We start from the raw sequence: 12,111 nt of genomic DNA on the forward strand, positions 1-12,111 counted from the left end.
CAAGAGCCATTGGCATTCGACAAAAGCATTTAAAATGCATTTCGTGAGTATGCACATCAACTTAAGAATGTATTGAGCAGAAAAACTGAGCTCTATTCTGCCTCATTAATTGAGTATCGCCTGTGATAGATGCTATTTTTTAGAAAAAAAATCATTAACTTAAAAATAAATGAAACTTATCACGTAAAACATAACTATAATACTTAAATTTTATATATTGATTATCTTCCCCATAAAATGCTAGTGCTCTAAATTTACCCATACAAATTAAACCTATGCCATAAACCTTTAAATCAGCAACTACAACACCTTCTTATATTTTAGACTAAAAAGAACAATCGTATGAAATACAAAAAATAAGCGAACCAAATATGTTATGCAGGCAAAACCTTCTGCTAAATTCACCTACAAAAAACTGCTCCCCTAAAGAAGTAAAGTTTGAAACATTTTCTTTTCCCTATCGTTTAATCATTCATAATCATTGAATCAATACCATTATTAATTGAGTATGAGAAATGAACAGACTTATTTTGCTGCAAGCTCATAATAATATTTTAAGCTCTTAAAACTAAAGAGTCTTATTAACAATAAAAATGCCCTAATTCTTACTTTTGTTTTGTAAAAGAAATCTCTAATATGCCAACTAACTCAAACGATAAACTTTACAAAAACATTATCGATTTTGCGCCCATTGGGTTCTATCAGACCAACCGGGATGGCAAATTCACTATGGTAAACAATGAAATGCTTTCCTTACTCGGTTTTGCAGAAGAAGAAGAATTACTCTCCAAAAACATAGCTGACTTTTATTTTGACACCCAAGAAAGAGAAAAATTAATTGCCAAATATGATGTTTCTCCAAAACCTCAGGTTAAAAATGTTGAGATTAAATTCAAAAGAAAAGATGGAAGTCCTATCTGGGTTTTAATGACCGCCAGAGCCATTAGAAACAAAGAGAACAAAACGGAGAGTTATGATGGTTTCATTATTGATATCACAAACAAAAAGGAAGCTCAAGAACGTTTGAAAGAAAGTGAAAATCAATTAACCTCATTTGTGAATTCATCTTCCAACATGATCTACATTAAGGATGGAAATGAGAAATACCTGAATGTAAATAAGAGCTTATGTGAATTTATAAATAAAAGTGAAGAAGAAATAAAATTCAAACGAGATGAAGAAATACCAAACAATCCTTTTCAGCTCGCTTCTAATCCTACCTATGAAAATGCACTAAGCAACAACGAAATAAATCGAAAAACAGTTCAGATTAAGGATCGCATTTTTGAGTTATCTAACTTCCCAGTTAAAGTTGATGGAAAAATAAGATTCGGAGGTATTTACAGAGACATTACGGAACGAACAAAACAAGAAAACATTCAACACTTTCTTTACGAGATATCAGAATTGTCATTTACAGAAAACTCGCTTTCCAATTATCTGGAAAAGATTCATCAGGAAATTAAAAAACTGATAAGCGCCGATAATTTTTACATTGCCATTTATCATTCTGAGTCTCAAGAATATTCCTTCCCGTACTCCGTTGATGCCTATGCCACTTACCCAGAAAACTACACCTCCAAATTAAAAGGCAGCCTAACCGATTTGGTGCGTCGGAACAGAATCGGTAAAATTATTGTTGGCAAAGAACAAGAACAAGTTTATGCCGATAGTAATGCGCAAGTAATTGAAGAACCCTCTGCTGCATGGATGGGTGCGCCAATCATCAACAAACTAACCAATCAATCCATTGGAACCATTGCAGTACAGGATTACAATAATCAGGACGCATATTCTGAGAATGATCTTAAAATTTTGGAAATCATTGCCCACAATATCGGTGCGTTTATTAAGCGTGTAAAATACATCGAACTGTTGAAAAATGCCAAAGAACAAGCGGAAGAAAGCCAATTGGTATACGAAGCGCTTTTTAACGAAAACGCATCGGCTATGATATTAGTTGATGCTAAGAATTCAAAAATTGAAGATGCAAACCAATCTGCTTGCAACTTTTACGGCTATACCAAACAGGAATTATTAACTCTTTTCATTCAGGATCTTAGCACTGATTCGTCTTCGTTTATAACAAGTGAAATTAATAAAACAACAAAATGTGAGAACTATAACGCAGAATACAAGCACAAACTAGCAAACAATGAAATACGAGATGTAGAAGTGTTTAGTGGGAAAATGATACTTCGTGGTAAGTCTTATATCTATTCAATTATTAATGATATTAGCATCCGTAAAAAGAATGAATTGGAAATTCAACGTCTCTACACAGCTATTGACCAAAGTCTTTCCCCAATTGCACTTACCGATTTAAATGGCATTATCACTTATGCAAACCCTGGCTATTCCTACACTTCCGGATATTCAAACAAGGAACTCATTGGTCAGTCCACAAGCATTCATAAATCGGACGAAACACCAAAAGAGGTTTATGAAGATCTATGGCATACAATTACAAAAGGTGAAATTTGGAAAGGTGAAATAACCAATAAAAAAAAGAATGGAGAACGCTATGTTGAACAAGTGATTATTTCACCTGTTTTTGATAAAAATCATAAATTGTTACAATTTATAAAAGCTTCTCGTGACATTACAAAAGAGTTGAAAATCAAAGAAGAATTGATTAGAGCGAAAGAAAATGCAGAGGAAAGTGATCGTTTAAAGTCAGCATTTTTAGCCAATATGAGTCATGAAATAAGAACACCAATGAATGGCATTTTAGGCTTTACAAACCTATTGCAAGATTCCGATCTTACGGGAGAAGAAAAAGAGGAGTTCATTAACATTATTAAACAAAGTGGCGATCGACTTCTAAATACTGTGAATGATTTAATTGATATTTCGATAATTGAAGCAGGACAAATTAAAATCTCGAAGACTGAATTAAATATTACCAAACAAATAGAAAGTTTGCATTCCTTTTTTAAACTGGAGGCTGAACAAAAAGGGATACAACTAGAATTTCTTACGAAATCTGAAAATAAAGATTTAGTAATGGAAACAGATAAAGCAAAATTCGCCTCTATTCTTACAAATTTGATTAAAAACGCCATCAAATTTTCAAAAGAAGGGACAATACAAATTGAATGTGAATGTTTAGCAGGAAAAAATAAAGGACTTGTTAAATTTTCTGTAAAAGACCAAGGCATAGGTATTTCACACGACAAACTCGATCGAATTTTTAATAGATTCGAACAAGAAGATAATACAAATTCAAAAGGTTATGATGGATCAGGAATTGGTTTGTCCATTGCAAAGGCTTACGTAGAAGCATTAGGAGGCCAAATTTGGGTTGAGTCTGAAAAATCAGAAGGTTCAAACTTTCAATTTACTTTACCGCTAAATTCGCAAACGCAATCAACATTACATACTGAAGAACAGGATGATAAACAGCCTGCTAAAAATGGGGTTAAAATACTAATTGCCGAGGATGAAGTAGAAATTTCTAAATATTTATCAATTATTCTTAAAGACATAAGCAGCGAAATAATACTTGCAAAAAATGGGGCTGAAGCCCTTGAAATATTCATTACCCAAAGTGATATAGACCTTATTTTAATGGATATTAACATGCCTGTAATGGACGGATATGAAGCTACACGAAGAATTAGAGAAATGGATAACAACATTCCTATTATTGCTCAAACCGCTTATGCACTATCAAACGATAAGGAGAAAATGCTTTCTTCTGGTTTTAACGAATACATTGCTAAACCAATAAATAGAAATAGACTAATTGAAATGATTAAAATATTAACACGATAAACATACAACAAAAGCATTTGAAATGTAATTCGTAAGTTTATTAACTTTGCATAAGATATTTACAACCCATATGCCACGATATTACATCTTTCTCCTTTGCATGAGCATGGTATGCTTATCCTGCTCAAAAAGTGATAATTTGGAAAATGAAATCATTTCCGACGCTAATGAATTTATTCGTGGAGTAGACATGTCCTTTTTGCCACAAATGGAAGAAAACGGCGTTTTGTATCGTGATGGAAATAATAATTTAGATGCATTGCAAATTTGCAAGAATAATGGAGTGAATACCATTCGCTTGCGAATTTGGCACTCTCCAACGAACAATCACTCCTCTTTACATGAAGTGAAATTGCTTAGCTCTAGAATTAAAGCATTAGGCTTAAAAGTTTGGCTAACGGTTCATTATTCAGATACCTGGGCCGATCCAGGAAAGCAAGATATTCCGGCAGTATGGAAGAGTTTGAATTTTGAAAACCTCACGGACAGTGTGTACCATTACACGACTGAGATTATGCAAGAAATTAAGCCCGATTACATTCAAATAGGGAATGAGATCAACCTCGGTTTTTTACACCCATACGGGGATGGATACAACCATAAAGAACAATTTATAAGCCTACTTGCAAAAGGAATTCAAGCTGTCCGCGATCACAATTCCAATACGCAAATTATGCTTCATTATGCTGGAATAAATAAGGCCAGTTCTTTCTTTACAGATTTGACTGCGCTCGATTACGATATTATAGCACTCTCTTACTACCCTATTTGGCACGGCAAAGATTTAGATCAGTTGGCAACAACTCTTACTAATCTGAACAGTCAGTTTGGTAAAAAAGTACTGATTGCCGAAACGGCTTACCCTTTTACACTTGAATGGAATGATTGGACTAATAACATTATTGGTTCTAACGACCAATTAATTCCAGAATATCTAGCAAATCCTCAAGGACAAAAAGACTTTTTACTAGCTATTCGTAAAGCTTGCAAAGATAACCAAACACTTGGCTTTTGTTATTGGGGTGCTGAATGGATCGCTTTCGATGGACCCGAATCAAAGAATGGTTCGAGCTGGGAAAACCAAGCTCTATTCGATTTTAACAATACTGCATTGCCAGCTTTTAGGGCGTTTAATGACGAAGAATGAGATTCTCATTCATTAATATCCTACTTATCTAATAGACAAAATTATTTGAAATGTAATTCATAAATTCCACTTTCATTAGTTCCATAATTATTGATTAATTTTGATCCCATTCAGATAAAAAATCAAATAAATTATCTAAAAAAACAACATGAGAAATAAGTTAAGATTGATAGTTGAAGATAATACAAGCCATTTAGGTAGAATCTTTGATTATTTTATTCAAACGCTAATTTTACTCTCTCTAATTGCCTTCTCGATTGAGACACTTCCAAACAACAGTTTAGAAACTAAAAACATCTTATCTCTAATAGAAATTACTTGTGTGAGTATTTTTTCCGTTGAGTATATACTTAGAATATTTGTCGCCAAAAAACCTTTACAATACATTTTTAGTTTTTATGGAATAATTGATCTCCTTGCTATACTGCCTTTTTATTTAAGAGCTGCCATTGACTTAAGAGCACTAAGAGCATTTAGGATTTTTAGAATCTTTCGAGCTTTAAAATTAATTCGATACAATAGAGCGCTGCGCAGGTTTCATATTGCTGCTAAAATCGTTAAAGAAGAAATTGTTCTATTTTTTATTGTAACTGGAATTTTAATATTCCTTACTGCTTCTGGAATATACTTCTTTGAAAATGAAGCACAACCTGATGTATTCAGTTCAATATTTAGCAGTTTTTGGTGGGCAATTGTTACTCTAACCACAGTTGGTTACGGTGACATTGTACCAATAACACTAGGAGGTAAAATATTTACTTTTTTCGTATTGATAATTGGAATTGGAGTTGTTACCGTACCAGCTGGTCTTGTTGCAACTGCCCTGACAAAAGCCAGAGTATTAGAAGAGGAAGAAATTAATAAAAAAGCCCCACACAAAGTGCAGGGCAGGTAATTAGTAGGTAAATGAACCCCGTATGCGGTTCGGTATTAAAAAACTATATTCCCTTTAAAAATCGTATCGAATACCCGTAAATATGCCAATAGAATAAGGCTTGTACTGGTACTGATTACTTTTATTTATTGAGTTCAGATAATATTTCATAGATGGTTCCAGGCCAATTTGTAATTTTGGACTCAATCGGTATTCCAAACCAAAGCTAAATTGCGAACTAAAATTCGTGGTTCGAATACCATCTATTTCTCCTATTTTCCGATTTCCTTCCGACTGATCGTAAACACCATTTCCAACAATCAAATTAGCGCTTAAGCCTCCAGATACAAACATGCCTACCCTTTTCTGCACCAAATTGTAACGCATTAAAAACGGTATTTCAATAGACTTAAAAGTTTGAATTAGGTAATCGGATGAAACATAGCTGCTGGTATATTCATTCATAGCAGCATCCTTTGCGTTTCCAGCACTCAATTTAATTGCTCCGGCCGATGTCTGAGCTGGGTAAACTGCAACTCTCTCCATATTTTCTTCTCCTGATAAAGGAGCATCAGCATAAAGTAAACCACCGCCACCACCCGAACTCATGTCCTGACCAAAACGGTTGTACACGATTCCTGTTTGAAAAGCTATTTTCTCATTCATTGCATAATTTACCTTCGCTCCCCCACCAACACTCCAAATTCCTTTTTCGGTGTTACTTCCTTTACTATCTCCCGAATAGGAAGAAAAACTAGAAGAAACTTGACCGATTACAGACCATCTATTTTCTTTAATCTCCTTTTGTTTTAGCTGTTCAATAGCCAATAAGTTCTTCTGTATTTGTATTTCATCCGCTAAAAGCGATAAAGAAGGTTCTTGCTGAAACTGGCTTGTATTTGGCAACAATTGTGTTGGCAAATCGAAATCGGTATTTGCAAGCACAAAGGATTCTTCTGAATTGGCGAGTAGTTTAACAAACTCACGATCTAAAAAGGATGGATTCTTATTCTCCTTCTTTGAAGCTATCAAGGCTTCAAAAGAGTTCGTATTAGAACTAATAAATTTCCCCTGATTCCTACTCTCAGCATTTGCCGATAAATGAACATCATTTTTATTTTCTCGTAATTCTGCCTCAATATTTCTTGCAGCCAATTCCTCTTTTCTGCTCTCATCAGCAAGCCTTTCCACATTATTTTTATTGCTGATATTGCTTTCCTTTTCTACGCTTGCACCATTAAGCTGATCGACTTGTTTGTTATTCGTATTTGCTTCGCTTTTTCCTTCATTAGAAATGGTATTTTCCGTTAGTGTTTCCAATTGCATATTGTAATTAGGCTGATCGGTAAGGTAGCGATTCCCAATTGCCAACAACAAAAGAATAGATGCTGCAAGTCCAGTCCAGATATAAATAGCGAACAATCTTCTTTTTTTAGCAGCAAGCATTTGGCCGCTTACCCCTTCCCAAACTTTCGGATTGGGTGGAACAGACAGATTTTTTAATCCATCAGCAAAAAGACCATCGATATGTTTGTTATCATTTAGCATACACGTAAATTGTTCTGTTTCACCTCCAAATATTCTTTTACTTTTTGTTTTAAGATTGCTCTTCCTCTTGCCAAATTCGATTTCGATGTGCCAACTGTAATTTCCATTACTTCGGCAATTTCGTTGTGCGGATAGCCATCTAAAACATACAAGCTAAACACCATTCGATACCGATCAGGTAATTCTTGTACCATTTTCAATAAAATATCAATGGAAATCTCCGATTCTGCATAATTTTCATCCTCTTCATCTTCAATATCTACAACTTCCTCTACAAGTTGAATTTTCTTTTCTTGTCGAAATTTAGCTAAGGCTGTGTTCACCATCACTCTTCTCATCCAACCCTCAAAGGAACCTTTAAACTGATAAGATTTCACATTCTGAAAAATCTTAATAAAGCCATCTTGAAGCGTATCTTCTGCCTCTGCCAAATCTTTAGAATAGCGCAAGCATACCCCTAACATTTTAGGAGCAAACGTTACATAAAGGAGTTCTTGAGCTTTCGCCTTTCCTTTAATGCAATCCTTTATGATTTTGTCTAATTGACGGCTTTCCAACTTATTTTTAACTTTTAAGGCAAAACAGATTTACCTATTAGTTGCATCTATTGTGAATGGGTTGCGTCAAAATTACAGTTTTTTCATCAACTTTATTAAAAAAGAACAAAGACCATAATTTTCAGCTATTTGAAAGCAACCAATTCCAATAACCTTCATCAATCGGATAAATCAATAATTACTATTAATTTATATTTTAAGAAAAATGAAGCGTTTAAAATTTATTCTACTAGCAGTATTTTCTATTTCAAGTTTAATTTCGTGTGATAATGATGATTTCCAGGATCCTGTTTTCCAAGCAGCTGTAGATATCTATGTTCGCTCAGTAAAAATTGGAGAAGAAGTTGTTCATGCGCCCGTAATCTACACTTACTCTAACTTGGCATTGTTTTCCTCATCGGTTACGTTCAAAGGTGAAACGACTCCTCGTTACGATCTTGATGATACTTTTGAAGGTAGCAGCAGATTACGAAGTGTTCCTTTAAGTTCCGATTTTACAACTACCGATGTTGAGAATGGTATTTATGAATTCGAAATCACCTCAACAGGTAACGAGGTATTAAAACTGAAAGATGAATTGCTAGAAGAAAGAATGGAAGTAGTGAACATTACAGAATTCACCTATGATAGTGACACACATGAGTTTGACATTACATGGGATGAGATTGAAAAAGCAGATGTTTACCAGGTAAAATTAACATCAGCAATTGACAAAAATCGCATTTTCATATCTGCAGGATTAACAAGTAATACATACAATTTTAAACCCGGCAAGAGTGGATGGTTAGCAAACTTTACCCCAGAAAAAGGAGCAAGCTACACACTTGCCGTTTGTGCCTACATGTTCGAATCGGAAACGGCAACAAGTGGTTACGATATCAACCACGAAACGATTGAATATAAAACCATCATTTGGTAGTAAACAAAAAATCTCGCCTTCCAAAATTGGAGGCGAGATTTAATCGTTGATCGTTAATTAATCTATGAACGTGAATTAAATCGAGAAACAAAATTTAGATTTAATTCAGAGCATATATTTAGAATCCTATTCCTAAGATCAAGTTTGCTGTTTCTGCTTGTGGGTTAATACCAATCTTAGCCCATGCATTTAAAGCAAAATTATCGTTTATTTTGATTTCTCTTGTTGCAGTTGCTCCAATGTTTACGAAACCAACGCTTTTTCCGTATACCTGATTTTCGAATGGGTTAAGACCTGCGAATAATGATACAGTTTCTCCACCAATTTTTACAGGGTATCCAAACTCAACGTAAGTTGAATAGTTCTGTTTTCCTTCTTCATCTAAATCGCGACCATAAAGCATAGTAGCTACAGTAACACTCATAGGAAATTGCTCAGTAAAATAGAAATTAAAAGCTGCATCAATTAAGTGATTTGTAGTTTTTCTATCTAAATCTAAATAGTTGTAATCGTCGATAGAAGCTCTGTCTCTGTTTGCAAATAAATCCCAAACTGCAACATTAAAATGATCGCTAAATTTGTATCCTACATGGAAATCAAACTCTGAATAAGTATTATCGAATGCATATCCACCCCAAGCTCCAAATGTGAAGTTTTCGTTTGTATAAGCAAGATCCATTTCGAAGTTCGCTGTATTACTTACCATGATACCTCTCCAGTAGTGACGAGTAGTTACCGATGGGCTAACTGTTACTTTTCCTTGTGCGTTAACTGAAACATTAGAAGCCATGATAATAATCAAAACTAGTAATGTGGTTATTTTAAATGTAATTTTTTTCATCTTTATTTAAATTAGATTCTGATGAGATTTGGATTACATGCGAACCCAAATCTCAATAGATAGGTTAATTTTTGTAGTGGCAATTTATTATAAGAACATAAAAAGTGCCGCTGCTATAACTGCTCCAGCAATTGGTGCAACAATAGGAATTAAAGAATATCCCCAGTCACTTGTTCCTTTGTTATCCATAGGAAGAATAGCGTGCATAATTCTTGGACCTAAATCTCTTGCTGGGTTAATTGCATATCCAGTAGTTCCACCTAAAGAAAGACCAATAGCAACAACTAATAAAGCAACAGGTAAAGCACCTAAAGTTCCCAAACCAATCTTAGCACCTTCTACGCCTGCACCTTCAAACGAAGGACCTGCTAAATAAAAGATTACAAACATCAATACAAATGCTCCAATAACCTCGCTAATTGCGTTACTTCCTAAGTTTCTGATAGCTGGACCTGTAGAGAAACAAGCTAGTTTAGCTCCACCGTCTTCAGTTGAATTGAAATGATCGCGATACATTAACCATACAAGGAATGCTCCCATAGCTGCTCCTAACATTTGAGCTGCAATAAATAGACCTACTTTTGACCATGCAAACATACCTGCTACAGCTAAACCAATAGTTACTGCTGGGTTAATGTGTGCTCCTGAAACTGGACCTGCAACAGCAACACCTGTAAATACAGCTAGTCCCCATCCCATTGTGATTACGATCCAACCACTATTATTTCCTTTTGTTTTATTTAATACTACGTTTGCTACAACTCCGTTACCAAGTAAAATAAGTAGCATTGTTCCTAAAAATTCTGCAATAAACTCACTCATGACATTAGATTTTTTACGGTTTTTATTTAAATAAATAAACGCCAGATAGTTTCATCTTCTCAAATCAATCCATCACCTATCTGGCATTCTATCAAATAGTTTTGTTATTAATTATGCGTCTATATCCCAGTTCTTTGAACGACCTAGAGCCTTATCCCATCCGGTAAGTAATCTCTTCGCTTCGTCTTCTGGCATTGTTGGCTCGAATTTCTTATCCATTTGCCACTGTTCTTTGATATCTTCAACACCATCCCAATATCCAACAGCTAAGCCAGCAAGGTAAGCTGCTCCTAAAGCTGTTGTTTCAAGAATTTTAGGCCTATATACTGGCATATCAAGTATATCTGATTGGAATTGCATCAACAAATCATTAATAGCTGCTCCACCATCAACACGTAATTCTCTAATCTCAATACCAGCATCAGCTTCCATAGCTTTTAATACATCCGTAACCTGAAAAGCAATTCCTTCTAAAGCAGCTCTGGCAATATGTGCTGCTGTTGAACCACGAGTTAAGCCTACAATTGTTCCTCTGGCATACTGATCCCAATGTGGAGCTCCTAAACCTGTAAGAGCAGGAACCATAAATACGCCACCATTATCTTGAACCGAACTTGCTAATGCCTCTACATCTGCAGAAGACTTAATGATACCTAAACCATCGCGCAACCATTGCACAATAGCACCTCCCATAAAAATACTCCCCTCAAGACAATATGTGGTTTCACCATTAATTTGCCAACCAATGGTCGTTAACAAATTATTTTTAGATTTTACAGGCTTATTTCCTGTATTACAAAGCATAAAACAACCTGTTCCATATGTATTCTTAACCGCTCCCGGCTCAATACACATTTGCCCAAAAGTTGCTGCTTGCTGGTCACCTGCAATTCCGGAGATAGGTACTGAGTGCGCAAAAAGAGTTGTTACAGTATGTCCATATACTTCTGATGATGATTTTACTTCAGGAAGCATACTCTTTGGAATATTAAGAAGTTCTAACATTTCAATATCCCACTCTAACGTCTTTATATTATATAATAAAGTTCGACTTGCATTAGAAACGTCTGTTACATGAACTTTACCTTGTGTTAATTTCCAAATTAACCAGGAGTCGATTGTTCCAAAAGCTAACTTACCAGCCTCTGCTTTTTCTCGGGCTCCTTCTACATTATCGAGAATCCACTTTACTTTCGTTCCTGAAAAATAAGAATCGATAATCAGACCTGTCTTATCCTGAATCATATCAGCATGACCATTAGCCCTTAATTCGTCACAATATTTTGAAGTACGACGATCTTGCCATACAATAGCATTATATATAGGTTGGCTAGTTTCACGATCCCAAACGACTGTCGTTTCTCTTTGATTGGTAATACCTATACCAGCAATGTTTAAACCATTAGCATCAGCGCTCATAATAGCTTCAGCTGCAACACCGGCTTGTGTCGACCAAATTTCATTAGCATCGTGCTCAACCCATCCTGGTTTAGGGAATATTTGGGTCAATTCTTTTTGAGCAGAACTAACGACCTCACCTTTTTTATTGAAAATAATTGCTCTCGAACTTGTTGTTCCTTGATCTAATGACAGAATAAACTTATTTTTCATTTGAAGTTTAATTTT

Annotated in this window: 9 protein-coding genes; 4 read left to right on the plus strand and 5 right to left on the minus strand. The window is 34.9% G+C overall.

Features of this window, described 5'->3' with window-relative positions:
• The first annotated feature begins 636 nt into the window (after window positions 1–636).
• From L3049_RS19760 to L3049_RS19770, 3 genes are all read left to right on the plus strand, one after another.
• Complete coding sequence (locus L3049_RS19760) at window positions 637–3,777, plus strand: PAS domain S-box protein (RefSeq protein WP_275111562.1); 3,141 nt, start codon at window positions 637–639, stop codon at window positions 3,775–3,777.
• A gap of 139 nt (window positions 3,778–3,916) precedes the next feature.
• Window positions 3,917–4,924: a glycoside hydrolase family 53 protein gene (locus tag L3049_RS19765; protein WP_275111563.1), complete on the plus strand. Its 1,008-nt coding sequence runs from the start codon at window positions 3,917–3,919 to the stop codon at window positions 4,922–4,924.
• Window positions 4,925–5,072: 148 nt separating this feature from the next.
• Entirely contained in the window at window positions 5,073–5,819 is a 747-nt protein-coding gene (locus L3049_RS19770; protein ID WP_275111564.1) for an ion transporter, read from the plus strand.
• A 54-nt stretch (window positions 5,820–5,873) separates the two neighbouring features.
• Here L3049_RS19770 and L3049_RS19775 read toward each other — a convergent pair whose 3' ends face one another.
• Both L3049_RS19775 and L3049_RS19780 read right to left on the minus strand, forming a co-directional pair.
• Window positions 5,874–7,346 (minus strand): outer membrane beta-barrel protein, encoded by a 1,473-nt coding sequence (locus tag L3049_RS19775; RefSeq protein ID WP_275111565.1) that lies wholly within the window; start codon window positions 7,344–7,346, stop codon window positions 5,874–5,876.
• Window positions 7,340–7,903, minus strand: coding sequence for an RNA polymerase sigma factor (locus tag L3049_RS19780; protein WP_275111566.1), 564 nt, complete (start codon window positions 7,901–7,903; stop codon window positions 7,340–7,342). Before L3049_RS19780 ends, L3049_RS19775 begins: the two co-directional genes overlap by 7 nt.
• A 205-nt stretch (window positions 7,904–8,108) precedes the next feature.
• On the opposite strand from L3049_RS19780, the gene L3049_RS19785 reads away from it, so the two are divergent.
• Window positions 8,109–8,822: a hypothetical protein gene (locus L3049_RS19785; RefSeq protein WP_275111567.1), complete on the plus strand. Its 714-nt coding sequence runs from the start codon at window positions 8,109–8,111 to the stop codon at window positions 8,820–8,822.
• 118 nt (window positions 8,823–8,940) lie between these two features.
• Here the strand turns inward: L3049_RS19785 and L3049_RS19790 are convergent, their stop codons facing one another.
• The 3 genes from L3049_RS19790 to glpK all read right to left on the minus strand — a co-directional run bounded on the left by L3049_RS19790 (window position 8,941) and on the right by glpK (window position 12,096).
• A complete protein-coding gene (locus L3049_RS19790; protein ID WP_275111568.1) occupies window positions 8,941–9,663 on the minus strand; it encodes a hypothetical protein in 723 nt (240 codons plus the stop codon).
• Window positions 9,664–9,750: 87 nt separating this feature from the next.
• A complete protein-coding gene (locus L3049_RS19795) occupies window positions 9,751–10,530 on the minus strand; it encodes an MIP/aquaporin family protein (protein ID WP_342753466.1) in 780 nt (259 codons plus the stop codon).
• 66 nt (window positions 10,531–10,596) lie between these two features.
• On the minus strand, window positions 10,597–12,096 hold the full coding sequence (glpK, locus tag L3049_RS19800) for a glycerol kinase GlpK (RefSeq protein WP_275111569.1): 1,500 nt from the start codon (window positions 12,094–12,096) through the stop codon (window positions 10,597–10,599).
• Window positions 12,097–12,111: the final 15 nt, after the last annotated feature.

Source organism: Labilibaculum sp. DW002 (assembly GCF_029029525.1).
GTDB lineage: Bacteria > Bacteroidota > Bacteroidia > Bacteroidales > Marinifilaceae > Paralabilibaculum > Paralabilibaculum antarcticum.

Excerpts from the sequence above, each read along its gene's own strand:
- L3049_RS19790 (WP_275111568.1), bottom strand. The coding sequence starts at position 9,663 with ATGAAAAAAATTACATTTAAAATAACCACATTACTAGTTTTGATTATT.
- L3049_RS19785 (WP_275111567.1), top strand. The coding sequence starts at position 8,109 with ATGAAGCGTTTAAAATTTATTCTACTAGCAGTATTTTCTATTTCAAGT.
- L3049_RS19775 (WP_275111565.1), bottom strand. The coding sequence starts at position 7,346 with ATGCTAAATGATAACAAACATATCGATGGTCTTTTTGCTGATGGATTA.
- L3049_RS19770 (WP_275111564.1), top strand. The coding sequence starts at position 5,073 with ATGAGAAATAAGTTAAGATTGATAGTTGAAGATAATACAAGCCATTTA.
- L3049_RS19760 (WP_275111562.1), top strand. The coding sequence starts at position 637 with ATGCCAACTAACTCAAACGATAAACTTTACAAAAACATTATCGATTTT.
- glpK (WP_275111569.1), bottom strand. The coding sequence starts at position 12,096 with ATGAAAAATAAGTTTATTCTGTCATTAGATCAAGGAACAACAAGTTCG.